Source organism: Micromonospora sp. CNZ297, from assembly GCF_007827625.1.
The window spans coordinates 16,802-41,666 of the sequence record NZ_VISU01000027.1; the positions used below are offsets into that span (position 1 = coordinate 16,802).

The 24,865-nt window shown below is 73.0% G+C and carries 25 protein-coding genes; 8 read left to right on the forward strand and 17 right to left on the reverse strand.

The genetic code is table 11. The features are described 5' to 3' along the window. Positions 1–25: 25 nt before the first annotated feature. The gene (locus tag FB454_RS30415) at positions 26–1,798 is read right to left on the reverse strand and encodes a DPP IV N-terminal domain-containing protein (RefSeq protein WP_013285670.1); all 1,773 of its coding nucleotides are present in this window, start codon (positions 1,796–1,798) and stop codon (positions 26–28) included. Between the two features lie 283 nt (positions 1,799–2,081). On the opposite strand from FB454_RS30415, the gene FB454_RS30420 reads away from it, so the two are divergent. Together FB454_RS30420 and FB454_RS30425 are read left to right on the forward strand one after the other, a co-directional pair. Then, entirely contained in the window at positions 2,082–2,663 is a 582-nt protein-coding gene (locus FB454_RS30420; protein ID WP_013285669.1) for a nitroreductase family protein, read from the forward strand. After that, positions 2,660–3,478, forward strand: a complete 819-nt coding sequence (locus tag FB454_RS30425; protein WP_071095610.1) for a class I SAM-dependent methyltransferase — start codon at positions 2,660–2,662, stop codon at positions 3,476–3,478. Before FB454_RS30420 ends, FB454_RS30425 begins: the two co-directional genes overlap by 4 nt. Positions 3,479–3,505: 27 nt before the next feature. On the opposite strand, the gene FB454_RS30430 is transcribed toward FB454_RS30425, so the two are convergent. Further along, positions 3,506–4,360, reverse strand: a complete 855-nt coding sequence (locus FB454_RS30430) for an SRPBCC family protein (RefSeq protein ID WP_013285667.1) — start codon at positions 4,358–4,360, stop codon at positions 3,506–3,508. A gap of 131 nt (positions 4,361–4,491) precedes the next feature. Here FB454_RS30430 and FB454_RS30435 point away from each other — a divergent pair, with 131 nt between their 5' ends. Further along, complete coding sequence (locus tag FB454_RS30435) at positions 4,492–5,103, forward strand: PadR family transcriptional regulator (protein ID WP_013285666.1); 612 nt, start codon at positions 4,492–4,494, stop codon at positions 5,101–5,103. 57 nt (positions 5,104–5,160) lie between these two features. Here FB454_RS30435 and FB454_RS30440 read toward each other — a convergent pair whose 3' ends face one another. After that, positions 5,161–5,781 (reverse strand): nuclear transport factor 2 family protein, encoded by a 621-nt coding sequence (locus FB454_RS30440; RefSeq protein ID WP_013285665.1) that lies wholly within the window; start codon positions 5,779–5,781, stop codon positions 5,161–5,163. Between the two features lie 293 nt (positions 5,782–6,074). Between FB454_RS30440 and FB454_RS30445 the strand changes: the two genes are divergently transcribed. After that, positions 6,075–6,719 carry a hypothetical protein gene (locus tag FB454_RS30445; protein WP_145823997.1) on the forward strand — a complete coding sequence of 215 codons (645 nt, stop codon included), beginning with the start codon at positions 6,075–6,077 and terminating at the stop codon, positions 6,717–6,719. A gap of 14 nt (positions 6,720–6,733) precedes the next feature. Next, complete coding sequence (locus FB454_RS30450; protein WP_145823998.1) at positions 6,734–7,765, forward strand: hypothetical protein; 1,032 nt, start codon at positions 6,734–6,736, stop codon at positions 7,763–7,765. 78 nt (positions 7,766–7,843) lie between these two features. Here FB454_RS30450 and FB454_RS30455 read toward each other — a convergent pair whose 3' ends face one another. From FB454_RS30455 to FB454_RS30485, 7 genes are all read right to left on the reverse strand, one after another. Then, positions 7,844–8,227: a VOC family protein gene (locus tag FB454_RS30455; protein ID WP_013285662.1), complete on the reverse strand. Its 384-nt coding sequence runs from the start codon at positions 8,225–8,227 to the stop codon at positions 7,844–7,846. 127 nt (positions 8,228–8,354) lie between these two features. Further along, entirely contained in the window at positions 8,355–9,764 is a 1,410-nt protein-coding gene (locus FB454_RS30460; protein WP_225319672.1) for a peroxidase family protein, read from the reverse strand. A 215-nt stretch (positions 9,765–9,979) separates the two neighbouring features. After that, positions 9,980–10,729 carry an SDR family NAD(P)-dependent oxidoreductase gene (locus FB454_RS30465; protein WP_013285660.1) on the reverse strand — a complete coding sequence of 250 codons (750 nt, stop codon included), beginning with the start codon at positions 10,727–10,729 and terminating at the stop codon, positions 9,980–9,982. Then, a complete protein-coding gene (locus tag FB454_RS30470) occupies positions 10,726–12,198 on the reverse strand; it encodes an MFS transporter (RefSeq protein ID WP_013285659.1) in 1,473 nt (490 codons plus the stop codon). The genes FB454_RS30465 and FB454_RS30470 overlap by 4 nt, the downstream gene beginning before the upstream one ends. A 28-nt stretch (positions 12,199–12,226) precedes the next feature. Further along, on the reverse strand, positions 12,227–13,576 hold the full coding sequence (locus tag FB454_RS30475; RefSeq protein ID WP_013477256.1) for a cytochrome P450: 1,350 nt from the start codon (positions 13,574–13,576) through the stop codon (positions 12,227–12,229). 181 nt (positions 13,577–13,757) lie between these two features. Continuing rightward, a complete protein-coding gene (locus FB454_RS30480; RefSeq protein ID WP_013477257.1) occupies positions 13,758–14,345 on the reverse strand; it encodes a copper resistance CopC family protein in 588 nt (195 codons plus the stop codon). Between the two features lies 1 nt (position 14,346). Further along, complete coding sequence (locus FB454_RS30485) at positions 14,347–14,925, reverse strand: hypothetical protein (protein ID WP_071095617.1); 579 nt, start codon at positions 14,923–14,925, stop codon at positions 14,347–14,349. Between the two features lie 240 nt (positions 14,926–15,165). Between FB454_RS30485 and FB454_RS30490 the strand changes: the two genes are divergently transcribed. Continuing rightward, complete coding sequence (locus FB454_RS30490) at positions 15,166–16,320, forward strand: carboxypeptidase-like regulatory domain-containing protein (protein ID WP_145752205.1); 1,155 nt, start codon at positions 15,166–15,168, stop codon at positions 16,318–16,320. Here the strand turns inward: FB454_RS30490 and FB454_RS30495 are convergent. From FB454_RS30495 to FB454_RS30515, 5 genes are all read right to left on the reverse strand, one after another. Beyond that, positions 16,259–16,639: a VOC family protein gene (locus FB454_RS30495; protein ID WP_013285654.1), complete on the reverse strand. Its 381-nt coding sequence runs from the start codon at positions 16,637–16,639 to the stop codon at positions 16,259–16,261. The genes FB454_RS30490 and FB454_RS30495 overlap by 62 nt on opposite strands. Before the next feature lie 18 nt (positions 16,640–16,657). Further along, positions 16,658–16,900, reverse strand: coding sequence for a DUF5988 family protein (locus tag FB454_RS30500; protein WP_013477259.1), 243 nt, complete (start codon positions 16,898–16,900; stop codon positions 16,658–16,660). 199 nt (positions 16,901–17,099) lie between these two features. Continuing rightward, positions 17,100–17,837 (reverse strand): ABC transporter permease, encoded by a 738-nt coding sequence (locus FB454_RS30505; RefSeq protein WP_145752202.1) that lies wholly within the window; start codon positions 17,835–17,837, stop codon positions 17,100–17,102. Further along, positions 17,834–18,775 carry an ABC transporter ATP-binding protein gene (locus tag FB454_RS30510; RefSeq protein WP_013285651.1) on the reverse strand — a complete coding sequence of 314 codons (942 nt, stop codon included), beginning with the start codon at positions 18,773–18,775 and terminating at the stop codon, positions 17,834–17,836. Before FB454_RS30510 ends, FB454_RS30505 begins: the two co-directional genes overlap by 4 nt. 304 nt (positions 18,776–19,079) lie before the next feature. Further along, a complete protein-coding gene (locus tag FB454_RS30515; protein WP_091328771.1) occupies positions 19,080–19,745 on the reverse strand; it encodes an HAD-IA family hydrolase in 666 nt (221 codons plus the stop codon). 199 nt (positions 19,746–19,944) lie between these two features. Between FB454_RS30515 and FB454_RS30520 the strand changes: the two genes are divergently transcribed. Next, positions 19,945–21,357: an acyl-CoA synthetase gene (locus FB454_RS30520; RefSeq protein ID WP_013285649.1), complete on the forward strand. Its 1,413-nt coding sequence runs from the start codon at positions 19,945–19,947 to the stop codon at positions 21,355–21,357. Here FB454_RS30520 and FB454_RS30525 read toward each other — a convergent pair. Continuing rightward, entirely contained in the window at positions 21,354–22,016 is a 663-nt protein-coding gene (locus FB454_RS30525; protein ID WP_145823999.1) for a 4'-phosphopantetheinyl transferase superfamily protein, read from the reverse strand. The two genes, FB454_RS30520 and FB454_RS30525, sit on opposite strands and share 4 nt — an antisense overlap. A 156-nt stretch (positions 22,017–22,172) precedes the next feature. Here FB454_RS30525 and FB454_RS30530 point away from each other — a divergent pair, with 156 nt between their 5' ends. Next, the gene (locus tag FB454_RS30530) at positions 22,173–22,670 is read left to right on the forward strand and encodes a cold-shock protein (protein WP_030268717.1); all 498 of its coding nucleotides are present in this window, start codon (positions 22,173–22,175) and stop codon (positions 22,668–22,670) included. Positions 22,671–22,712: 42 nt separating this feature from the next. On the opposite strand, the gene FB454_RS30535 is transcribed toward FB454_RS30530, so the two are convergent. Next, complete coding sequence (locus tag FB454_RS30535; RefSeq protein ID WP_013285646.1) at positions 22,713–24,089, reverse strand: AMP-binding protein; 1,377 nt, start codon at positions 24,087–24,089, stop codon at positions 22,713–22,715. Positions 24,090–24,865: the final 776 nt, after the last annotated feature.

A 24,865-nucleotide genomic window follows, 5' to 3' on the forward strand; every position in this document is an offset into this window, starting at 1 on the left:
ACCGGATGGGACGGCGTCACATCCGTCATCTGCGGCGGGTGTCGACGGGGCTGCGCACCGGACCGAGCGGCGGCTGCTCGATCACCCCCGCCGGCGCGGTCGCGGCGACCAGCGGGCGGCCGAGCGGCGCGAGCGGCGAGTCGGCGGCCCAGACGTTCTCCGCGAGCCAGTACTCGACTGTGGTGCGGGTACGGGTGAAGAGCACCTGCTCGCCGTCGGCGGACGGCACGGGGTAGCGGACGCCCGGCCCCGCCTCGGTCACCACCCGGCCGGTGCCGTCGGGTAGCTGCTCGTACAGTTCCTCGACCTTCGAGGCGACCATCGTCGACAGGATCCGGCCGTCCGCCGTGGACCGCGGGTTGTTCCGCTCCACGTAGTCCGGACCGGCCAGCGTCAGCAGTTCGCCGCTGTCCAGGTCGATGCGGTAGAAGCCCCAGGTCCAGTTCCCTCCCCGGGTGGACATGAAGACGACGCCGCGCCCGTCGGGGGTGAAGGCCGGCGCCTCGTCCCACCAGCTGTCCTCGGTGAGGTTGGTGATCCGGCCGCTGTCGAGGTCGAGGACGAGCAGGTTCGCCTCGAACGGCTCCGTCTCGCTGCGGAACACCAGGCGCCGCCCGTCCGGCGCGAAGGAGACGGGCGCGTGCAGTCCCCGCAGGTCGTCACGGTCGGCCGTCCAGACGCGCGGCTGCCCGCCCGCCACGTCGACCGTCGCGATCTCCCATCGCGAGGTGGGGTCGGGCCGGAGCGCGCAGGCGATCGTCCGGCCGTCCGGGGACCACGAGGGGAAGGCGGCCTCGCCGGCCGGCACCGGCTGGGACACCCCGGTCGCCAGGTCCAGGATGCGCAGCGCCGAGCGGCCGTCCGCCTCGGTGCCGTACACGATCCGGCGGCCGTCCGGCGCGAAGGACGCGTACCGGGGCTTCTCCTCGGCCGGCACGAGTTCCCGTACCGCCTTCGTCCGCCGGTCCCACACCGCGATGCCCGCGCCCTCGTCGACCAGCCGGTGGAAGAAGAGGTGGTTCCCGTCCCGGGTCCAGGTGGGCCACCGGTCGTCCGCGCCGGTGACGACGAGCGGCCGGCCCACCCCGTCGGCGAGCCGCTGCACCCAGATGACGGACCGCCCCTCGTCGCTGCGGGAGAAGGCGACCGCCGGCCGGGTCGGGCAGATGGTCGGCTTGTAGTCCCACGAGGAGCCGTCGGTGACCGGGATCGCCTCCCCGGTCCGGCTGTCCAGCAACCACACCGCTCCCGCGCCGGTGTCGTACGAGTGGCAGACCAGCCAGCGTCCGTCCGGCGCCCAGGAGCAGGCGCCGGCGCGGCCGGGCTCGGTGGTCACCCGGCGAGGCGCGCCGCCGTCGGCGGACACCACCAGGAAGTGCCGCCTGCCCCAGGGCCCGCCGACGTAGGCGACGGTCCGGCCGTCCGGTGACCAGGAGGGGTACTCCTCCTCGTGTCCGGCCGAGGTCAGCTGGCGGGTCTGGCCGTCGCTGAGCCGGTACAGCCAGATCGCCTTGTGACCACCGCGGGAGGAGGTGAAGGCCAGCTGCTCGTTGTCCGGCGACCACTGCGCCTCGATGTCGTCACCGGTACCCCAGGTGCCCTGCTGCCATTTCCCCGTACGCAGATCGAAGAACCACAGATTGACCGATCCGTTTCGCTTGGAGGAGGCGACGAATCTGGTTCCGTCGGGCGATATCGCCCCGTCCCCGGAACCGTTCGGATCGGCGGCGAGAAGCCGGAGGCGGAATCCGTCCGTTCCCGCTCCGGCGATTCCTGCGCCCCGGGCCGCCCGCTTCACGACACCGGCCGGTCACGACGGACCGAACCATCGGATCGGCGACGGGCCGCTGAACTGAATCGCACGCCAAACCTCCCTGAATCACACGTCACTGGCTTGCGGCGGCATCCCGGCGCAGCGATCAATTCGTACCGGGGCGACGCGAGCCCGAACTTCTCGGATCTTGCTCGTATCGACGGACGACGCTTGAGCAAGATGCGAGTGGAACGCCGTTGTCCGGCGGCCTTGAATGGTGCGGAACCGCCGGGCGTCCGGCCGGCCGACCAGGGAGGGATCTCCACGCGTGAATGGACTTTCGGCCACGAACGGCGTGGTGCACCCGTTACTCACGCCCCCGGCCAGCACGCAGATCTTCGACGGTTCGGCGCTGCCCTGGACCCGGTTGGCGGGACTGCTGGAGGCCGCCCGGTGGACCGCCTCCAGCTGGAACCGGCAGCCCTGGCGCTTCGTCGTCGGGCGCAACGGCGACCGCACCTTCCAGGAGATGCACGGCGCGCTCACCCCGGCGAACCGCACGATCGCCGGCGACGCCGGGGCGCTGGTCCTGGCCCTGCGTCAGGTCCGCGGCGTCGACGGCGCTCCGCTGATCGGCACCGAGTACGAGCTGGGCCTCGCGGTCGCCCGGCTCAGCGTGCAGGCACGGGCCACCGGCTGGCACACCGTGCAGCTCGGCGGCTTCCGCCGTCGTGCCCTGGTGGCGGCGTTCGAGGTGCCTGCGGAGTTCGAGCCGTTCGTCGTACTCGCCGTGGGGCGGGCCACCGCCGACCCCTCCCGGACTCCCGTGCCCCGCTCCCGGCTGCCGCTGGCGGACATCGTCTTCACCGGCAGCTGGGGCGCGCCGTCGGACGGAGAGGGGCTCTCGTGACCGGCACGCCCGACCCGGCCGCACCGGCCACCGCCACCCCGGCCGCCTGCGCGCCGGCCTGGCCCGGCGACTGGGCCACCGACGGCCTGTGGCGGCTGGTCTGGTTCGGGCCGGCCCACCAGGGCTGGGAGTTCGGCTCGTACGCCGGTCCGGCACTGCTCGACCGGGCGGTCGAGGAGCTGCCGCTGCACGCCTCGGACCGGGTCCTGCACCTCGGCTCCGACGGCGGGGAGACGTCCCGGTACCTCGCCCTGGGGACGGGCTGTGCGGTGACCGCTGTGGAGCCGGACCCGGTCCGGCGCGGTCACGCCCGGCGCCGCGCCCGGGCGTTGCCGCCCGACGTCGCCGCGCGCGTACGGATCGCCGGATCCACGTCGGAGGGCGCCTCCGGCCCACCCTTCGACCGGGTGCTGGTGCTGCAACCGGCCCGCACCGGGGACGACCTGGGGGCAGTGCTTCGTCAGGCCGCCCTCGCGGCGCGCCCCGGGGGACGGATCCTGCTCGGCGAGCTGGTCCACCATCGTCCCGGCCGGCCCCGCGGCGCCGCCCCGAACGGGTTGGAGGTCCGGCTGCGGCAGGCCGGCTTCGCCGGACCGCGGTCGGTCGACATCACGGACGAAGCGGTGGACGCGCTGCGCACGGCGCAACTGACCCTGATCCGGCGCCGCCACGAGGTGCTGCGTCACCTCCCGCCCGCCGCCGCCGACCAGTTCCTCGCACTGATCCTCACCGCGCAGGCCGACCTGCGCGAGGGCCGGTCCCGGTTCTGGGCGGTGAGCGCGACCCGGACGTCCCCGGTACCCGGCCGGGTGTGACCCGTCGCCGTGCGGGCGGGCGCCGCGTCAGCCGACCGGCTCGTCCTGCCACACGCTGCGCTGCCAGTCCTGGCCGGACGCGAGCATCCGTTGCAGGTCGATGAGGAAGTTCTCCCAGCCGATCTGGTGTCGATCGGCCGGGCGGCCGCCCAGGTCGTGCTGCACCCGCACGGTGGTGCCGCGCCCGCAGGGACGCAGCGTCCACCTCACGACGCTGTCCCGGTGCCCACGTTCCCGCCAGGTGTACGCCAGCGACCGGGAGGGCTCCAGGTCGACGATGGACCGGGGACCGAGGTCGTCCCCCCAGCCGAAGTCGTACCGGCCGCCGACCCTGGGCGAGACCACCGCGGTGGCGGCGATCCACCGCTCCAGCTCCGCCGGCACCGTCAGCGCCGCGTACACCCGCCGGGCGGGGACGGCCAGTGTCGCCTCTGCCCGGGCCGTGCCGCGCCGGGGCCGCGCGAAGTCGTGCCGGACGACCGGGCGGCCCTCCAGGTGGTTGGCGAGGTTGCCGGCGGCCAGGCACCAGAAGTCCAGGGCGGAGGGGTCGTCGGGGCCGCCGCCCGGAGGCGACCACTGGACGAACCGGACGCCGGTGCGCCCGGTCGGCACCGACACCAGCTCGATCTCCACCGGCGAACCGGCGCCGGCCTCCCAGCAGAGCGCCAGCCGCCGGCCCGGTTGCGCATCGATCGTCCGCAGGGCGCCGCTGGCCCATCTCGGGGTGAAGCTTCCATCGGTACGGAAGCAGCCCGCGTCGGGCTGCGTCTCCACCCGCTCGGCGAACCAGCCGGCCAGCGCCTCGTGATCGGTCAGCGCGGCGTAGACGGCCGACCGGCGGGCGTTGACGGTCGTGGACACCATCAGACGTGCCGGTGCCATGGCAGCTCCCTCCACCGAGCGGTCCGACACGAGGTGGGAAGATCCTCCGGCAACTTCGCATCCCGCCGAGCGCCGCACTAGGACTAATAGTCATAGTGGAAGCCGCAGCCGCCCACCGCAAGGAGGACATCGTGGCAGATCCCCATCGGCCCGGGGCGCCCGGCCTGCCGGCCACCGCGTACGCGGTTCTCGGTCTGCTCTCCTTCGGGCGCGAACTGACCGGTTACGACCTGCGCAAGTGGTCCATGAACATGCGCTTCTTCTACTGGAGCCCGGCGCAGAGCCAGGTCTACAGCGAGCTGCGCCGGCTGCTGGCCCAGGGCTACATCAGCGAGCGGCAGGAGACGCAGCGCGGCTCGCAGACCAAGCGCCACTACCGGATCACCGACACCGGGGTGGCGGCCCTGCGGGCATGGCTGAGCCGGGACGAGGTGGATCCGCCGGTGATCAAGCACAGCGTGATGCTGCGCCTGTTCTTCGGTCACCAGGCGGACCCGGAGGAACTGCACCGCGCGCTGCACGGCTACCTGTCCTGGCTCCGGGAGCAGCGTGCCGACCTGGGCGAGGTCGGGCGTGGGCTGCTGCCCGACTTCCGGTACCCGCATCTGGTGGCCGTGTGGGGCCAGGCCTACTACGCCGCGGAGACCGCGGCGGTCGAAGCGGTGCTGGCCGAACTCGAACGTCTCCGGCCGCCGGCGACGCCGGCCGGGCCCCCTGCACCGCCGGGACCGCAGGACCACTGAGACCCTGGGCGCGCGACCGGGGCCCGTCCGTCCGGACGGGCCCCGGCGGGTCCGGCGTCAGTCCCGGGCGGATGCGCCACCCGATGCCGGCCGGGAGGCCGCCGCGCCGGCGGACGAGCCGGCGGTGCCCGACGTCGGCGGCGCAGTGGCCGGGCCCCCGGCGGGCGCGGAGGACCCGCCCGCCTCGGGGCCCAGCAGCTGCGCGGCGAGCGCCGCACCGTCGTAGTAGACGCGCCACCGGAAGATCCGCCCGTCCCGGAACTCGAAGGTCTCGGCCACCTCGGCCTTCACCAGCCGGTTGGTCGGCGGGACAGTGCCGCCCGGCACCTCCAGCGGGCCGGTCTGCAGACCTCCGCCGGCGTGCTCACTGGCCACCTTCTCGCCGTCGGCGATCAGGTTGGTGATGAACAGCCGCGCCTCGGGCAGCGCGGTCTTGGAGATCGAGAACCAGCGGCGCAGTCCGTCCGGCCCGCGGTAGATCTGCCCGGCCGGCACGTCGTGCAGTTCGAAATCGTCGGTGACGCTCTCCACGATGGAGTCGAGGTCACCCTGGTTGTACCACTCGAAAATCTGGTGGATGAGTCGGCTGTTGCGCTCCGGTGCGCCGGGGTCCCCGAATCCCAGCAGCCCACTGAGCAACGTCCGGAGTTGTTCGCCGAACACGCGCAGGTCATTCACGTGGCTCTCCTATTCTGCTGTGCCGCTCCTCCATTCGTACGGCCGCCGCGGTCATCGAACTTCTCGCAGCTTGCCGCGCTTTCCGGGCCGGACGCGGACGGCCGGCGGACGGCCGCGCAGCAAGGGGGAAGAAGCCGCACGGGCGGTGCGCACCTACCAATGGATGGAGATCGGTGTGCCACGTCTCCGAACGGAGATCGGTAAACGATTCTTCAAGTCGGCTGAGGAGCGGCCCCGCCGATCTTCCTGGGGAAGCGCCCGCCCACGGCCGCACAACTGTGAGGAAGGACAGAATGCCTGCACTGCTGCATTCCCACGAAGTCAGCCAACTTCTCGAACTGGTCCAGGACCAGCCTGGTTCCACCTCCGTCTTCCTCGACCTGCTCGGCCAGATCAAGGACCGGGTGGCCGCCGCCATCGACGCCGACCCCCTGGTCGCCGAGCGTCTGGGCGGCAACCGGCACCGGCTGATCGACATCGAGTTCCGCGAGGAGGAGCAGAAGGTCGCCGACGCCCAGGTGTCGGTCCGCCTCGCCGAGGCGGTCATCTACGACTACGACCGCAGCGTCCTCATCATCGCCGTGCTGGACCTGCGGGCCGGCGTGGTGGAGGCGATCGTCGAACGGCCGGGCATCCAGCCCGCGCTGACCGCGGAGGAGCGGGAGGAGGCGTACGAGCTGGTCGTGACCGACGACCGGTACGAGGCGCTGCGTGCCCGCGGCCCGGTCGACATGGTGGCCCTGCCGGCCCGGGCGGCCCAGATCGAGGAGAACCCCCGCTTCGGCCACCGGCTCTTCCAGCTCTACTTCTGGTCCCGCGGTGACGCGCCGACCCGGGTCGGGCAGGCGGCGGTCGACCTGAGCACCCGCGAGGTCGTCCCGACCGACGAGGCGCGGGGCACCGCGTCGGGGCCGCAGACCCAGGCTCCCCACAACTGACGAGGAGACAACCAATGCCTGGCGGTTACATCACCCACGCCAACTGGACCTTCGGATACTCGATCAACACGATGCAGGGCACCGGGCTGCGGCTCGCCCACGCCCACTTCGACGGCCGACCCGTCCTGTTCCGGGGCGAGCTGGCCTTCACCCTGGTCGACCACGGCCCGACCCACGGCGTGGCCAAGAACGGCCTCGGCGCCCGGGGCGGCGGGTCGCCCCTGGTGCCGCTGCTGCCCACGGCGCCCAACGCGGCCGGGAGCGACCTGCCCCCGACGGCGATCGCCACCAACGACAGCCAGTACGACGCCGCCGCCAATCCGACCGGCGCGGTCCACGTCGAGCGGTACGGCCCCAGCGGCATCGAGCCGGCGAAGGTCGCCTTCTGGGCGAAGTTCCAGGCCGGTGACTACCAGTACGTGCACCGCTGGGAGCTCTTCGAGGACGGCGTCATCGCCGCCTCGGTGGGTGTCGGCGGGCGGCCGGCCGCCGGCCCGGTGGCGGGTCTGCCGCACACCCATCACCACTACTACCGGCTCGACCCGGACGTGGCGACGATCGGCGGGAACACCGTCCAGCTCGGCACCCGGGGCGGGGCCGCCGCGACCCAGTGGAAGAACGTGGCGCGTGGCGCCCACACCCTGGAGCCCGGCTCCCGGCTGCGAGTGGCGAGCGAGGCGCCCAAGCCCAACGGCCTGCTCCGTTCCTACGAGCTGCTGCCGGGGTCGAACATCGGCCCGGACGGCCGCACCAGCAGCGCCGACCTCTGGGTCGCGCCCTACCGGGGCAACCTGGACGACGGCTACGAGGTCGGCACCGACGACAGCGTTCTGACCTCGAGGTACGCGGCTGAGACGGGCGCCTCGGTGGGCGAGGAGAACGACGTCAGCCTGTGGTACGCGCTGCGGCAGCACGTCGAGCCGCGGACGGCGGGCGAGGAACACCGGATCGTGCCCTACCGCTTCACGGGCTTCCGGCTGGACCCGCGCGACTTCCTCGACGACACTCCGAACCGGCTGTACCGGACCTCACCGCCCTCGCCGTGAGGCGGGCGGCCTGATCCGAGGTCGAAAACAGGGGTGGGGCCCTCGGCGGCCCCACCCCGTCGTCGCGTCCCCGGACGGTCAGCCCGTCGGCGGCTTGAGCCGGTCGGGGGCCGGCTCCCACAGCTCGATCCGGTTGCCTTCGGGGTCGATCGCCCAGCCGAACCGGCCTTCCGGATAGTCCTCGGGCTCGGGGCTGACCTCCACGCCGGCGGCCCGCAGCTGCGCGAGCATCGCCGCCATGTCCCGGACGCGGAAGTTGAGCCGCACCGCCTGCCCGGTCTCCTCCTCGACGTCGGCGCCGTACGGCGCGAAGACGGTGGGGCCCTGCTCCTGCCACCAGTCCCGGTCCTCGTCCGGAGTGGGCGGTGGCGTGAGGCCGAGGTGGTCGACGTACCACTTCGTCATCGCCGTCGGGTCCTTGACCCGGAAGAAGAGACCACCGATGCCCGTCACACGTTCCACAGGGAACCTCCGTCTGATCCGCCCCGCACCCGGCGGGGCCGGGCGCTCACGTCTCGTGCACTATGACTGTCAGTCATAGTGCACGAGACGCACGATCCACGCCAGCCGGACACGGGTGGGCGGGCCGTCAATCTCCGGAGCCGCGCCCAGCCGGCACCAGACCGGCGAACCGGAGCAGTTCCACCATGCCGAAGACACCGTTCTGACCGGCCAGAGTGGGTCGCCAGGCGGGGTAGGCGGAGCAGTACGACATCGGGTCTCCCTTCAGGATTCCCAGCAACACCTCCGCCACCAGCCGCCCGCCGACCGGGCCGAGCCGGTGCCCGCCGGTGAGCACCTCCGCCTCCTTCAGGATGTAGTACCAGAGGTAGGCGGGACCGTCGAAGTCCAGCAGCTCGTCGGAGAGCGGCACCTCTCCCATGGCGCGTGCGACGTCCTGGCCCGACGGCAGCTGCTGCGCCTCGCTGCGCAGCATGTTCCGCACGGCCAGCGAGCCGAGCGACTTCGCGAGCGCGCCCTCCTTCGCTCCCGGCACCGCGCTCACCGGCAGGTTGAGCAGCGCCGACGTGAGCGAGGCGCCGAACGCCTTGGCCCGCTGGGGTACCCGGTTCGGGTCGGTCCGGAAGAACAGCGACCAGTCGATCGAGTGCTCGGGCAGGATCCGCCCGCCCCGCAGGTCCGCCCGCGGGCTCGGGGGCGCGTTCCGATCGGCCGGGAACAACGGCGCGCTGAACTTCTCGTTGATCTGGTAGCGGGGCAGGATCGTCGAGTGCATCACCCGGAACGCGGCGACCGCGAACTCCACCGGGATGTACGGCACCGGACGGGGGTCGTAGAAGCGCAGGCCGTTCTCGAAGATGTCGTCGACGATGTGCTGCCCGACGAAGAGCGGCAGGTACTCGTGCACCACGATCCACTGGAAGTGCCAGCGGACCAGCTGCTGTGCCTTGTAGGTGAGTTCGTTGTAGTAGTTGTCGAGGGAGAGCAGATCGTCGAGCCGGCCGGCCGGCGCGTCACCCGGGGCCGCCGGTCGTGACCGGACCCGGTCGCCGACCGCGTCGGTGAGGCTGCCGTCGGCCAGCCCGTCCACCACGCGGTTGTGGAACTTGATGAACGCGAGGTGGATGTGGGCGATCAGCATGTTCTCGTCGTTGCGCGGATCCCCGATCAGCGGCACCCCCTCGGCGGTTCGCGCGAAGTCGGTACCGCCCGGCCCGAGTACCAGTTTGGTGCCGTGCGACGCCTGGTCGTAGAGGTAGGGGTCGACTGTCGGCCCGGCGCCGTAGAGCGCGTCGAGGTCGAGCCGCGGCGGCCGGAACGCCTGGATGGCCTCCGGGTCGACCTGCTGGTTCAGGACGGTGGTGGGGTCGAAGGTGATGTTGTGGTCGATGAACTGGGCGAGGTAGACGAAGCCGGTGTCGACCGGGCCGAGCTTGTCCGGGGTGATCTCCCCCGCGTCCAGCCGGCCTCCCGGAAGCCCGTACTCCTCGGCCAGCGGCAGGCCGGTCGGGCGACGGGGCGGCAGGTTGGGAAACATCCGGCCGAACCGGCCGTGCTGTGCGGTGTTCCCCGGGGGAACGTGGAGGCCGCGGTGCTGTGTGACGCCGTGACGCATGGCAGTCCCTTCATGAGGCTGACGCGAAGGGGCGCGACACCTGGTCGCGCCCCTTCGCCATTGATAGCCACCGTCGGGTGCCGGGGTCTTCTCCCGGCTTGCGGATCCGCCACGCAGCCGCGGACGCGCCCGGCCGCTCAGCCGGCGAGGAAGCCGCCGTCCACGGCGAGCACCGCGCCGGTCACGTAGCTCGCCTCGGCCGAGGCGAGGAAGACGGCCGCGCCGACCAGGTCCTCCGGCTCCGCCACCCGGCCGATCGGGATCCGCTGGGCCAGCATGGCCTGGACCTCGGGGGCCTGCAGGAGCGGCTCCATCATCGGCGTCCGGGTCGCTCCGGGGATCAGCTCGTTGACCCGTACGCCCTGCGGGGCGAACTCGGCGGCCCAGCTCACCGTCAGCATGTGCAGCGCCGCCTTCGCGGCGGCGTACACCGCACCGCCCGGAGAGCCCCGGTGGGCGCCCGCGGTGGTCACGTTGACGACCGACCCGCCGCGCTCCACGAGGGACGGCAGAGCGGCCCGGGTGACGAACAGCGGCGCCTTGAAATTGATCGCCAGGACCTCGTCGACGTTCTCCTCGGTCACCTGGCCGGCGGTGCCCATGCTCATCACGCCGGCGTTGTTCACGACGACGTCGACCCCGCCGTGGCTGTCCAGCACCGCCCGCACCAGCCGGCCGGCCTCACCGGGCCGGGACAGGTCCGCGAGGACCGCCTCGGCCCGCCCTCCGGCGGCCGAGATCCGCTCGACCACGGCGTCGGCGCGTTCCTTGTCCCGGCCGTGCACGACCACAGTGGCGCCCTCGGCCGCGTATCCCGCGGCGATGGCCCGGCCGATGCCGGAGGTGGAGCCGGTGACCAGCGCTACTCTTCCCTCGAGACGGTTCATGACGGCACTCCGATCGACGTGTGGTCCGGGCTGTCGGTCCGGTCCGGCGACGCAGCGGGTCGCGGCGGCCGGATGACGAGGGTGAGCAGCGCGGCGGCGACGAGGATCACGGCCGCGACCTGGAAGGCGAGCACCGTGCCGCCGATGGCGGCGGCGTCCTCGCCGGCGCCGTCGGAGACCATCTGCCGCGACCTCAGCCCCGCGAGACTGACCAGCAGCGCCAGGCCGACGGCACCGCCGATCTGCTGGGCGACGGTCAGCATCCCCGAGCCGAGGCCGGCGTCCTCGGCGGTGGTGGCGGACATCGCGGCGGTGGCGAGGACCGGCACGGCGAGCCCGGCGCCCAGCGCGACGAGCACCATGCCGGGCAGGATGTCCGGCAGGTAGCGTTCGGTCCCGTCGATCCAGGACAGGTAGAGCAGTCCGGCCGCGGTGAGCAGCGGTCCCACGAGCAGCACCGGCCGGGGGCCGAGGCGCCCGACCAGGCGCTGCGAGAGCGAGATGCCGATCAGCAGGCACACGGCCATTGGTACGTACGCCAGGCCGGTCTGCAGCGGCGACCAGCCCAGGCGCTCCTGGACGTGCAGGGTGAGCAGGAAGAACATCGCGAACAGGCCGGTGGTGAAGAGCATCATGGTGCCGTTCGCCGCGCTGCGCGTGCGGTTGGCGAAGAACCGCAACGGCACGAGCGGGTACGCGACCCTGCGTTCCTGGAGCACGAACGCCGCGAGCAGCACCACGGCCACCGCCAGCGGAACGAGCGCGCGAGGGCTGCCCCAGCCGGCGCCGGGCGCCTCCAGCAGCGCGAACACCAGGGCGGCGAGGCCGACCGTGGCGGTGACCGCGCCCGGGATGTCGACCCGTTGGCGAGCGGCCGTCGCGGCGGGCGGAACCAGTGCCGGCACCAGCGCGAGCACGACGACCGCCACCGGCAGGTTGATCAGGAAGACCAGCCGCCAGGAGACCAGGTCGGTGAGCAGACCGGACAGCACGTAGCCGACGATTCCGCCGAGGGCGGCGATGCCGCCCCAGAGGCCGATGGCCTTGGCCCGCTCCGCGCCCTCCGCGAAGATCAGGGTGATCAGGGCGAGCGCGGTCGGCGAGGCCAGCGCGCCGCCGACGCCCTGGAGGAACCGTGCCGCCACCAACTGCCAGGGCTCCTGCGCGACGCCGCAGGCGAGCGATGCCACGGCGAAGACGGCCACACCGGCGAGGAACACCCGACGGTGCCCGACCAGGTCCCCGGCACGTCCACCGAGCAGGATCAGGCCGCCGAAGGCCAGCAGGTAGCCGTTGACGACCCAGGCCAGGCCGGTGGCCGAGTAACCGAGGTCCTCGCGGATGGACGGCAGCGCGACGTTCACCACCGTGTCGTCCACGACCAGCATGAACTGCACGAAGCAGAGCAGTGTCAGCGCCCACCAGCGCCGGCGTACGGGTGAACGGGGCTCATCGGCCGCAACGGCCATGTCTCCTCCTGGGTTAGTGCACGACGTCTCACGCGCGGCGTGACTCGACGACCATGGGCAGGCTGTTGGGCAGGCCGCCCTTGGCGACCGACGGCTTCACGACGTGACCGGGCACCGGCCGCAGGCGCAGCCGGCGGACGAGCGTGGCGAACACGACGAGCATCTCGGTCATGGCGAACTGCTCGCCGATGCAGATGTAGCGGCCGGAACCGAACGGCAGGAACGCGTTGCGGGGCACCTCTGCCGCACGTTCCGGCAGCCACCGGTCCGGGTCGAACCGGAGCGGATCGCGGTAGATCCGGGGGTCGCGGTGGATCGCCTGCGGGCTGAACATGATGGTCGCGCCGGCCGGCAGGGCGTACCCGCCGAGTTCGACGGCCCGGGTCGTCTGGCGGGTCAGCACCCACATCGCGTACAGCCGCAGCACCTCGCTGAGGAAGCGCCGGGTGTACTCGAGCTTCGGCAGGTCGGCCGCGGTGACCGGCCGGTCGCTGAGCACGTCGGTCAGCTCCTCGTGCAGCCGGCGCTCGACGTCCTCCCGCTGGCCCAGCTCGTACGCCGCCCACACCAGGGCACCGTTCGTGGTCTCGGTCGCGGCGGTGGCGATGGTCATCACCTCGGCGTGGACCTGCAGGTCCGGCATCGGCTCGCCGGTGTCCTCGTCACGGGCCGCGAGCAGCATCGACAGCACGTCCCCGTGGTCGACACCGTCGCGCCGGTACGCCTGGATCATCCGGTCGATGATCTGGTGCAGCCGGTGCAGCGCCCGGTCGAAGCGGCGGTTGCCCGGGGTGGGAAGGGCCGCGAGGGCCGGCATCATGGTGCGGACGGCCACGCCGCTCACCGCGATCGGGATCGACGTGCGGAACTCCTCGACCGCCTCGCGCCCGATGTCGGAGGCGAACAGCGCCTTCGCCGCGACGGTGAGGGCGATCTCGCGCATCTCCTGTTCCATCACGATCCGGTCGCCGTCGCGCCAGCCGGCGATCCGCTCGCCGGCGATGGCGCGCATGACGTCGACGTAACCCGCGACGCGTTCCTTGTGGAACGCGGGCTGCATGAGGCGGCGCTGGCGGTGGTTGAAGTCGCCGGTCGAGCACGAGATGCCGTTGCCGAGCACGAGCTTCGCCTTCTCGACCAGAGGGCCCTTGCCGGCGAAGGCCGGGGCGTCGGTGACCAGCACGCGGCGCAGCAGGTCGGCGTCGTTGACCACGTAGACCGGTTTGCGGCCGAGGTAGATCCGGACCACCGGCGCGGTGTCCCGGGCGCGCTCCATCAGCCGGAGTCCCTGGCTCATCAGCAGCGGTGCGTGCCCGGCTATGGGCAACCGGCCGGGCAGCACCGGCACCTCTGGCTTCGTCGTGTCTGCGGCGACCATCGGATCCTCCCCGGCGGTTCGCGCCCCACCCGGCTGGCAGCGCCGGCCGGGATGCACCGCGGGCGAGCGGCGATCAGCCGACGGGACGGCGGCGCACGGAATCCGTCGCCGCCCGACGCCCTCTATGACTAACAGTCATAGTGGAGTATGACTATCAGTCAGTGCAACCCCGGCGCGCCGTTCACCTGCCGGGCGAGGGGTCGTCCCGCCGGCGCCGGTGGAGCAGCCGCAGTCCGACGACCAGCAGCACCAGCAGGTCGGCCCCGAGCAGCACGAGCACCCACGGCTCGGCCGACGCGCCGTGCGAGTGCCCGCCCCCCGCCGGATCGACCTGGACACGCGGATCGGGCCGGTCGCCGACGACTGCCGGCGGCGCGTCCCCACGTACGTCGAACCGGATCGTGCCGGCCAGCTCACGGCCGGCGCCGAACTCCGCGTGATAGGCCACCAGGTACGTCCCCTCGCCGGCCGGCGGCACGGCGATGCTGACCTGGCGTCCACGAACGACCGGGCGGCCGACCTGCGGCGCGATCCCGGGCGCGGCGACCGAGAGGTGCGTCCCGGAGCCGGCCGGCGGACGGTCGAAGGTGAGCGTGACCGAGGACGGCGGCCGGCCGACGACCGCCCGGTCCGCGGGCGCCGCGGAGACCATCCGGACCGGTGCCGCGGCGGACAGGATGCTCAACAGCGGTACGCCGAGCGCGAGCGCCGCCACCGCCGCACCGGCCGCCCAGCCCGTGCGGGCCGGCCGGGCGGCGGGGACGGGCACGTCAGGCCCCCGCGGGAGCGGGACGACGACAGCTGCACCGCATCAGTGCCCGCTCGTGCCACGTCGGACGCAGGTGCAAGCCGATCGCGATCACCATCGGCGCGAAGACCACGGCGTTGTAGAACAGGTGCAGCTCGACGCGCGGGAACACGACCTGGGCGAGGCTGGTCGGCACCGGGCGACCCAGCAGGTACTGACCGGTGAGCGACTGGACGAGCAGCAGCAGGTGCTCCAGGTGGTGCCACACCTGCACGCCGAGGGCGATGCCCCACCACAGCCGGGCGCGGCCGACGAAGCCGTCCCGCAGCAACCAGAAGCCGGCGAGCATCACCAGGGCGTATCCGTAGTGCAGCCACTCCGACTCGATCAGCCACGGGAAGGGCATGCCCAGCAGACCACGGGCGTCGGGCCGGCTCCAGCCCAGGATCCAGATCTGCGCGGCCTGCACGAGGTGCTCGGCCCAGTGGGCCAGCACGACGAACGTGAACACGTTGATCGCGGCGCGGTGCCAACTGGTGTTCCACGTCGTGACGAGCGACGTGGGGTTCACCGGCTGGAGCCGCCGAGGACGGTCGGACATCGGGCCTCCGGGGATCGGCGCTGACGGCGTGGCCGTAGCGGTCGGACGGCTTCGACGGTAGGAGCGGACCGGGTCCGGAACCTCTTCCCGCTTGCGGTCCGTCCCGGCCGGACGGTCCCGGCCCGTGCGGGCTGCCGGCCGGCCGCCGGAGGCGGGTCGCGCGGCCGGCGCCGGACCGGGCATAGTGGGCCGCGGCGCCATCGACCGGCGTCGCCGGCTCGGGGGAAGAGGTGGTGGGGTGTGACGACGCGCTCACGTGTCCGGCTGGCCCGGGCGGCCGCACTGGTGGCGCTGGCCGGAGGGACGCTCGTGGTGGCGGTGGCGGTGGCGGCGGCACCGGCGACGGCCGCGCCGGAGACGGTGAGCATCCTGAGCGTGTCGGCGGAGAACGTGAAACCCCGCGAGACGGTACGTGTGCAGTTCCGCGTCACCAACGACGGACGCCGCGCCGAGACGGCGATCGTGGTGGTGGGCGGCGGCCTGCGGTGCGCCACCGGCTGCCGGGCGGAGCCGAATCTCCGGCCCGGTCAGAGCCGGACCTTCGACGCGACACTCGTGGCCCCTGACGCTCGCCCGGGCGAGACCACCGGCCTCAACATCTCGGTCGGCGTGCGGCTCGCCGGGCAGAACAGCTACGCGTACAAGATGGTCTACGTCCACGGGCCGGGCGCCTCGCCCTCCGGCGAGGCCGAGCCGGCGGCGGGGGTGAGGGGGGTCTCCGGCCGGGTCGGCGACGCCGACGAAAAGGCCATCGGCGGGGCGGATCTGACCATCCGGGACAGTGCCGGCCACGAGTACCGGACGACCAGCGACCGCAGCGGCCGGTTCTCGATCACGTCCAGGGCCGGCAGGACGATCGCCGAGGGATCCATCACGGTCCGCGCGACCATGGACGGCTACCGCACCGCCCGCGCGACCGTACGGGGCCGGGCCGGTGACGTCGCGACCGTACGGTTGACCCTCTCCGCGGTGCCGGCGCCGACCACGACGTCGCCGTCGCCCACCGCGGAGGCGAGCCCTCTCGCCGAGGCGGCTGACGACGACACCCCCGCGGCCGCGCCGCCCACACTCACGGCCACCGGCGACGAGGGCGGCAGTACGTCGATGTTCCTGCTGGGCGGCCTGCTGGTCGCCGCGGGCCTGGGCGCGCTCGCACTGGTGATGGTGCGGCGCAGGAGCGCACCGGGCGCGGCGGCGGAGGCGGCCGCTCTCCCGGCGGCCCGGCTGCCGGCCGGCGGAGACCTGGCCGACGCGCCGACCGCGATCCTGCACATCGGGCCGGCCGGCGGAAGCCCGGCTGTCCCGGGTCCGCCGGGGCGCGCGAAGGCTCGCCCTACGCCGTCCGCTGCGGGCCGACGACGCTCCAGCAGAGGCCGGCAGGGTCGCGCAACATGACCTGGTGCGACGGGGCAGCCGGCGGCTCGAGGTGGGCGCCCGCGGCCACCGCCCGCCGCAGCACCGACTCGGGGTCCGTCCGCTCGATGGTCAACACCTCGTCACGGTCTGCGGCCACCGACGGGTCGCCCGCCTCCCACCACTCGCTCACGGTCAGGTGATGGCCGCCGACGGCCAGTTCCGCGTGCACGACATGCCCGTCGAGCAGGCACTCCCGTTGGATGGCCACGGCGTCGAAGACGTCCGTGTAGAAGGCGATCGCCTCGCTTGTGTCGCTGACCGTCAGGTGCGGTCCCGTACGCTGGTCCTGTGCCCGCATGAGACTGCTGTCCCTTCGCTACTCGGCGATCCGGGTCCGACCGGTCCAGCGGAAGACCACCGGCTCGACCGCCGCGGCGGCGTTGCCCCGCTCGAAGTGCTCGTACCCGCCGTAGTACAGGATCTTGATCTTCTTCTCGGCCGTGGACACCCGACGGCTGCGCAGGTCGGCCGGCAGGTCGGCCGGGCCGCCTTCCAGGACGACATCGATGACGCCGGCGGCGTCCCGGGCGACCGGATCAGCTTGCGAAACGTCCTTCATGGCACGACCTCCGTCGCATTCCGCACACCTTACGAGCCGCTACAGGGGCGACGGCGGCTCGGTCCACACAGGTCCAACGACACCCGATGCCGGGTGAACCGAACGTAGTGCAGATCACATTTCGCCGGCACCCTTAGCGCACCCCTAGATACGCCCTGGGCAGCGACGATGCCCAGACCAGCCCTGTCGGGCGGCGGGCTCACTCCCAGCGGAAGAAGCGCGTCGCCCCCAGGGAGGCGACGGCGGCCGTGACGGCCAGGGCGATCAGCTGCGGCAGTTCGGGGTCGGCGCCCGCCCACGCCGCGCCGATGGTGTCGACCGTCGCGCCGAGCGGCGAGTAGTCGGCGACGACGGCCAGGGCACTCGGCATCCGGTCGCGGGGCAACCAGGCACCGGCCAGGAAGAGCAGCGGGAAGAACAGCGCGGGGCCGATCGACTGTGCCGCCCTGGCCGACGGCGCCAGCGCCGCGATCAGCAGGCCGACGGCGAACAGGCACGCGACCCCGAGGAGGAAGGCCAGCACGAACCCGGGCAGGTTGGCCGGCGCCCGCTGGTCCAGCAGGAACCGCACGGCGATCGCGGTGACCACCGCACCGAGCACGCCCATCACGAGGTTGACCACGACCTGGGCGACCAGCAGCAGCGCGGGCTGCACCGGGGTCGTCGCCAGACGGCGCAGGATCCGGCGTTCCCGGTAGATGCCCAGCGCCATCGGCAGGGTGAAGAGCGCGAGCATGCCGATGGTGAGAGCCAGCGCGAGCGACGGCAGGAACGTCTGCTCGGCGTGCTGCCCGGTGTCGGCGGCCGTACCGGCACGCTGCGGCAGGCCGAAGACGAGCATCAGGCCGATCGGCAGGGCGAAGACGAAGAACAACGACACGGGCTCCCGGAGGAACAGCTTCGTCTCGACGGCGATCAGCTTGGACAGGGCGCTCACGACGACCTCCCGTCGGTCGGGGACTGCGCGGCGGTCCGGCCGCCACGGCCGGTCAGGGCGACGAAGGCGTCGTCGAGGCTGGGCTGCTCGACCCGCAGGTCCGTGTAGGTTGTTCCGCGCCCGTTGAGCACTGACAGGACCGACTGGAGCACGTCCTTCGTGCCGGTCACCGTCACCTCCGCGCCGTAGCGGCTGACCCCGGTCACGTCGGGCGAGGCGAGCAGCAGGGCGTCCTCGACCGGCTCCGCCGGGCGGAAGTGCACCCGGTGCTCGCTGCCGACGCGGGCGAGCAGGCCAGCGGGGCTGTCGATGGCCACCACCCGCCCCTTGTCGATGATCGCGATCCGGTCACAGAGTCGTTGCGCCTCCTCCATGAAGTGAGTGACCAGCACGACGGTGACGCCGCGGTCGCGAATCCGCTCGACGAGATCCCAGGTGTCCCGGCGGCCCTGCGGGTCGAGGCCCGTGGTCAGCTCGTCGAGGATGGCGATCTCCGGCCTGCCCACCAGCGCCAGGGCCACCGACAGTCGCTGCTTCTGCCCGCCGGAGAGCTTCTGGAAGTAGGTGTTGCGCTGCTCGGCCAGGCCTAGGTCGGTCAGCAGCTCGTCGATGTCGGCCCGGTTGCGGTAGAAGGACCGGTACAGGTCCAGCGCCTCCCGCACCCGCACCTTGTCCGGCAGCTGGCTCTCCTGGAGCTGGGCGCCGACGCGCTGGCGCACCTCGGTGCGGTCGCGCACCGGGTCCAGCCCGAACACCCGGACGGTCCCGCCGTCGGGACGGCGCAACCCCTGCACGCACTCCACCGTGGTCGTCTTGCCGGCGCCGTTCGGGCCGAGGACGCCGAAGATCTCGCCCTGCTCGACGGTGAAGGAAACGTCGTCGACCGCGACCTTCTCGCCGTACCGCTTCTGCAGATGATCGACCTCGATGACCGGCATCTGGGGTGGTCCTCCTTCATGTGCGGTTTGCCGTCGGAAAGGGCGGACCCCTCGGCTGATCGCGGCGTCGGTTCGCGGGAACGGGCCGGACCCGGGCCGACCGACGCCCGACATCATCCGCGCAACCGATGCGCCGATCAACTGATCGGGTGACGAATCGGGGGTGTCGATGTCGGGGAACGATCCTCCACAGGGGTGCCGCCCGGCGACAGGGGTGTCGCCCGGTCACGCCAGGTGTCCGTGCGTCCGTCCGGGCGGGCGGCGGCTCCGGGCGGCTTCTCGCCCACGGATCCGGTGTGGCTCGTCACCGCCGTGCCGGGCACAGCGGCAGCAACTCGTCGAGCCGGGTCAGAACGACGTCCGGGCCGGCCGTGCGCAGCGTCTCCTCGTCGGACTCGCCCCACAGCGCGGCCACCGCCGTCACCCCGGCCGCCCGCGCGCTGGCCAGGTCGCTGGGCGCGTCGCCGACCATCAGCGCCTCCGCGGGCCGGGCCCCGAGCAGGTGCAGCGCCCGCCGTACGATGTCGGGCGCGGGCTTCGGGCGGGGCACCTCGTCCGAGCCCACCACGTGGTCGACGAGCGGCAACAGGTCGAGCCGGCCGAGCAGGTCCCGGGCGCGTACGCCACTGCGGCCGGTGGCCACGGCGAGCCCGATCCCCCGCCGACGCAGGGTGCGCAGCAGCTCCGCCGCGCCGACGACCGGGCTGACCCGGTGTGCAAGGCGGTTGCTCTCCCGCACGAACGGCTCGGCGAGCGCCGCTGGCAGACCCATCAGCTCCAGCACCTCCGGCAGGTACCGGCCCGGGTGACGGCAGTACTCCTCGACCGGGGCCATGCCGTCGCCGACCACCTCGGCGTAGGCGAGGGCGAACGCCTCTCTGGCCACGGCGAGGCTGTCGACCAGCACCCCGTCGAGGTCGAACACCACCGCCCGGACACCGTCGGGTGCCGCCGTCGCCCTCGCGACCACCGATGTCACCTCCCCGCCCGCACGACCGCCACGGCCGGTAGGGGTGGCAGGCCGCGGAGGCCCCCGACTACGGTCAGGACCGTTCTCCCGGCCCACCGGCGCGGCGCACTCGCCCACCCGGATCCGGCGGTACCCCACGACCCTACCGGCGTCGCGGCCCCCGGCAGGGCTCGGACCGGGCCGCTGAGAGGATCGCACCATGCCGCTGCTGGGCTGGCTGACGAAGGGCACCGACGAGCACCCGGACGCGATCCGGGTCGACGGCCGGGCGGTGTCCTGGGTGGAGCTTCGCCGCCTTGCCACGGCGGTGGCCGACGAGCTGCGCGGCGTCGACCGGGTGGCGATCGAGGCCACCGCCACCCTGGAGACCGTGGTCGGCGTGGTGGGCGCGCTGACGGCCGGGGCGGCGGTCGTGCCGATCCCGCCGGACGCCGGGCCGATGGAGCGCGATCACATCCTGCGCGACTCGGGCGCGACGGCGCTGCTGGCCCCGGCCGGCGCGGAACGCACCGTCGGTGACGCCGGCCGGCCCGTCGTACCCGTCGACCTGACCCGCCGGTCGGACACCGTCCACCCCGAGCCGGATCCGGCCTGCACCGCGGTGATCCTCTACACCAGCGGCACCACCGGCGCCCCGAAGGGCGCCGTGATCTCCCGCCGCGCGATCGCCGCCTGCCTCGACGGGCTGGCCGACGCCTGGGCATGGACGCCGGACGACCTGCTGGTGCACGGCCTGCCGCTGTTCCACGTGCACGGGCTGGTGCTCGGCGTGCTCGGACCACTGCGGCTGGGCGGCCGGCTGCACCACGTGGGCCGCCCCCGCCCCGACCGGTACGCCGCCGCCAACGGCACCATGTACTTCGGGGTGCCGACGGTGTGGTCCCGAATCGCCGCCGACCCGGACGCGGCCCGGGCGCTGCGTCCGGCGCGGCTGCTGGTCTCGGGCAGCGCGGCGCTGCCGGCGGCGGTCTTCGCCGACCTCGCCACCCTCACCGGTCACCGGGTCGTCGAGCGGTACGGGATGACCGAGACCCTGATCACTGTGAGCGCCCGGACGGACGGCCCACGCCGGCCCGGCACCGTCGGGCTGGCGCTGCCCGGGGTCCGTACGCGGCTGGTCGGCGACGACGGCACCCCGCTCCCGGCCGACGGGGCGACGATGGGCGAGCTTCAGGTCACCGGCCCCACGCTGTTCGACGGCTACCTCAACCGTCCGGACGCCGACGCGGCGAGCCGTACCCCGGACGGTTGGTTCCGCACCGGGGACGTCGCCACCGTCGACCCGGACGGCTGGCACCGGATCGTCGGCCGGGCGTCGACCGACCTGATCAAGAGCGGTGGCTACCGGATCGGCGCCGGCGAGGTGGAGGACGCCCTGCTGACGCACCCGGGGGTCCGTGAGGCAGCCGTGGTGGGCACCCCGCACCCCGACCTCGGTCAGCAGGTCACCGCGTACGTGGTGGGCGACGGGGTGGGCGAGGCCGAGCTGATCGACTTCGTGGCCCGGCACCTTTCGGCGCACAAGCGACCACGCGAGGTGCGCCTTGTCGACGCCCTGCCCCGCAACGCCCTGGGCAAGGTGCAGAAGACGCGGCTCAGCGCAGACGGTTAGGACGCGACCGCCGGGATGCTGATCGCGGTGACCACCAGCCCTTGCTCGACCAGGAACCTGCCCGCGAACGCCCGCACCTCGGCCCCGCCGAACACCGGACCGGGCACCAGCAGCCGGGCCTCGAACGTGCCGGCCGGGTCGAACACGATGTCCGCCTCGGAGAAGTCCAGCCACTGGCCGGTGAGCGGGAACCACGCCTTGTACACCGCCTCCTTGGCGCTGAACAACAGGCGGTCCCAGCAGACGGCGGGGCGGACCGCGCCCAGCGTGACGGTGCGCGACCGTTCGGCCGGCAGGGCGATCGCTCCAAGCACCCCGTCGGGCAGCGGGGCGTGCGGCTCGGCGTCCACCCCGAGGCTGGCGAACGCCGCCGTACGGCCGACGACCGCCGCCCGGTAGCCATCGCAGTGCGTCATACTGCCGACCACGCCGTCCGGCCAGAGCGGGGCACCGCGTGCGCCGGAGACGATCGGCGCCGGGGCGAGGCCCAGCTCGCCGAGGGCCAACCGGGCGCAGTGCCGCACTGTGGTGAACTCCCGGCGGCGTTTCTCCACCGACCGTGCCACCAGCGCCTCCTCCTCGGGGAACAGGGTCACGCCGGCGGGATCGGTGAAGGACTCGGACACCGCCACGGTGGGGGGCAGGATCTGCTCGATCACGTTGGCCGATGGTAGGCGCTGCGGCACCCCTCGCCGCGGCGGGCCTCGGCGATAGGTGCACCATAGGGGTCGGGTACGGGTGCCGGCCTGCACGGGACAGGTGCCACTCTGGGCGCCGTCCCGGTCCTGCGGGCGGGGCACCTGGATTTGGGGCGGATGGACGCGGGAATGGCGATGCTTACTGGCAAAGTGGTGCGGTTCGACGAGGTGCGGGGCTACGGGTTCATCGCCCCGGACGACGGCAGCGACGACGTGTTCGTGCACGCGAACATGCTCGACGGCGACAAGTGGGCACTGACGCCCGGCGTCCCGGTCGAGTACGACGCGGTGGAGACCGAGCGCGGGCCCAAGGCCGTGCTGGTGCGGGTGTCCGGCGTCGCCCCGGGTGCGGATCGCGTCCCGGCGGCCGGTGCCGGGCTGTCCGCCCGGGCCGGCGTCACGGTCGGCGGCGGGCGCAGCAGGGACAGCGGGCAGGCCACGGGCGGCGCGGAGGACGACGAGGGCCTGTGCGACGTCCTCTCCGAGCGGGCCTTCTCCGCGGAGACCACCGAGGCGCTGGTGACCTCCGTGTCGGACCTGACCGGAGCGCAGATCGTGGCGGTACGTGCGAGGATGCTGGAGCTGGCCCGGCGGCACGGCTGGGTGGAGGGCTGACCGTGGCGGGGGCGGGTCACCGCCGCCCGCTGTCCGGCCGGCTCAGCCGCGGGCGATCAGCAGGGACTTCCTGATCCGCCCGAAGGCGCTGCGCGGCAGCTCGTCGACGAAGTGCACCCGCCGGGGGCGCTGGCCCGCCGAGAGGTACCGGCCGACGTGGTCGATGAGCACCTGCGCGGTCACCCCCTCGGCGACGACGTAGGCGGTGACCTGCTCGCCGAGCGCGTGGTGCGGCGTGCCGACGACGGCGGCGTCGCGCACGCCGGGGTGACTCAGCAACGCCTCCTCGATCTGCCCGGTGGGCATTCGCCGGCCCCGGCTGTGCACCACGTCGAGCCCGCACCGCCCGATGATCCGGTACGTGCCGTCGGGGGCCACGCTGGCCAGGTCCCCGGTGGCGTGCCAGCGACCGGCGGCGAGGCTCCGCCCGCCGACGTACCCGCTGAACAGCGTCGGCCCGCAGACGCTCAGCTCGCCCGCCGACTGGCCGTCGGCCGGCACCGGCCGGTCCTCGCGGTCCAGCACGCGCGTCTCGACGCCGGGCAGGGGGGTGCCGACAGCGCCCGGAACCGAACGGTCGCCGGCCCGCCCGGTCAGCGCGACGAGCGTCTCGGTGGTGCCGTAGGCCTGCACCGGCCGGTGCGAGGTGAGCAGTCGGAGCCGCTCGGCCACGGCGCGGGCCAGCGGACCGTCCGCGGAAACGAGGATCCGCGCCGCGGACAGCGGCCGGGCCCGGTGGCCGTCCAGCGCTATCCTCGCCCACTGGTCGGGCGACGCCAGGTGCATGGAGCCGACCGGCCCGGCGGTGCCGGCGTCATCGAGGTGGACGAAACGGCTTCCGGCCCGCAGTGCGCCGAGCAGGCCGACGACCAGACCGTACGCCCGGAACAGCGGGGTGCCCTGGACGACCACGTCCTCCTCGCTCCAGTGCCACGCACGGGCCAGAAGGTCGAGGTCGGCGGCGATGGCGCGGCGCGAGATGCGCACCCCTCGTGGCGGCCCTGATGCGCCACCGGTGTAGAGGATGACGGCGTCGCTGCCCGGGGCGGGCTCGGGGTGCCGCGTCGAGGCGTGTTCTCGCAGGTCGACCGGGATCGTGGACAGGCCGTCGGCCCCGGACGGGGCACGGCCGAGGATCACCGTCGCTCCGGACTGCCGCAGGATGCGGCGGCGTTCGCGTTCGTCGGCGCCGGGAGGCAGCGGTACGAGCGGCGCCCCGGCGAGGAGGGCGCCGAGCATTCCGACCACCGCTTCCAGCGTCGGTGTGCCGTCGACCGCGACCGCGGTCGCGCCCCTGATCCGATCAGCGACGGCGGTGACGCAGCCCAGCAGGGCCTCGCTGGAGAGGGCTTTTCCGGCCACCGTGACCGCGTCGGCCCGATCCGCACCGAATCCACGCAGCACCGGCAGCAGTGTCATCTCCGCTATCCCCTGCGCGGGGCGGCAACGAGTCGCGGCGGCAGCTGGGACATCACGACGGCCACAGAACCCTTCAGGTCTCGGGCCTGCACGGCCCCATGTCCGGCTATCCAGACGGTGGAGACCGGGTGCCCCGAAATTAGGGCCGGGCTATCGTCGGGCACAACCCCTAGCCGCCGAGTCCGAATCCCCCTGTCCGGGCCTACTGGCCAGCTAGGACCGGATCCCGGCCGTCCGGACACAACGGCCGGCCCGAGCGCTCACTCCGGCTCGGCGAACAATACAGAGACCGCATTTGTCTTCAGCGAGCGAAAACCGATCGGAAAACGTCTTTCTCAATGCCCGGCAACTCGCCGTCACGACTTTATCGCATTGACGCGTCCCGCATGAGATCAGCCTTCAGGCCGAATGGGACCGCAGACCTCCGCAACCAACAGGACACTCGGACGCATAATTCCTTTTCATACATAATCGCAGAATCTCCCAAACGTCCGAATCGTGGCCCACCGACGCACACCAAGCCTCGACCGCCGGCAGGATCGGACAGGCATCGATCGCAGTTCCGGCATCGATGCCTTACATCGCAACAATCGAGCGCCTCCGGCAATTGCCGGAGGCCCGACCAGACCCCGCAGCCCCACCCCGGGGGCGGACGACACCTCCACACCAGCTGCCGGCACCAGGCCCGCCCGCGCCGGGATCGGCACGGGCGGGGTCACGAACGCCGAGTTCAACGACGATGACGCTCAGCTCGACGTCTCCGCACGCCGCAACCG

Excerpts from the sequence above, each read along its gene's own strand:
- FB454_RS30520 (WP_013285649.1), top strand. The coding sequence starts at position 19,945 with ATGCCGCTGCTGGGCTGGCTGACGAAGGGCACCGACGAGCACCCGGAC.
- FB454_RS30445 (WP_145823997.1), top strand. The coding sequence starts at position 6,075 with ATGCCTGCACTGCTGCATTCCCACGAAGTCAGCCAACTTCTCGAACTG.
- FB454_RS30450 (WP_145823998.1), top strand. The coding sequence starts at position 6,734 with ATGCCTGGCGGTTACATCACCCACGCCAACTGGACCTTCGGATACTCG.
- FB454_RS30500 (WP_013477259.1), bottom strand. The coding sequence starts at position 16,900 with ATGAAGGACGTTTCGCAAGCTGATCCGGTCGCCCGGGACGCCGCCGGC.
- FB454_RS30510 (WP_013285651.1), bottom strand. The coding sequence starts at position 18,775 with ATGCCGGTCATCGAGGTCGATCATCTGCAGAAGCGGTACGGCGAGAAG.
- FB454_RS30475 (WP_013477256.1), bottom strand. The coding sequence starts at position 13,576 with ATGGTCGCCGCAGACACGACGAAGCCAGAGGTGCCGGTGCTGCCCGGC.
- FB454_RS30460 (WP_225319672.1), bottom strand. The coding sequence starts at position 9,764 with ATGTTTCCCAACCTGCCGCCCCGTCGCCCGACCGGCCTGCCGCTGGCC.
- FB454_RS30495 (WP_013285654.1), bottom strand. The coding sequence starts at position 16,639 with ATGCGGGCACAGGACCAGCGTACGGGACCGCACCTGACGGTCAGCGAC.
- FB454_RS30430 (WP_013285667.1), bottom strand. The coding sequence starts at position 4,360 with ATGGCACCGGCACGTCTGATGGTGTCCACGACCGTCAACGCCCGCCGG.
- FB454_RS30485 (WP_071095617.1), bottom strand. The coding sequence starts at position 14,925 with ATGTCCGACCGTCCTCGGCGGCTCCAGCCGGTGAACCCCACGTCGCTC.
- FB454_RS30465 (WP_013285660.1), bottom strand. The coding sequence starts at position 10,729 with ATGAACCGTCTCGAGGGAAGAGTAGCGCTGGTCACCGGCTCCACCTCC.
- FB454_RS30470 (WP_013285659.1), bottom strand. The coding sequence starts at position 12,198 with ATGGCCGTTGCGGCCGATGAGCCCCGTTCACCCGTACGCCGGCGCTGG.
- FB454_RS30535 (WP_013285646.1), bottom strand. The coding sequence starts at position 24,089 with ATGACACTGCTGCCGGTGCTGCGTGGATTCGGTGCGGATCGGGCCGAC.
- FB454_RS30530 (WP_030268717.1), top strand. The coding sequence starts at position 22,173 with ATGGACGCGGGAATGGCGATGCTTACTGGCAAAGTGGTGCGGTTCGAC.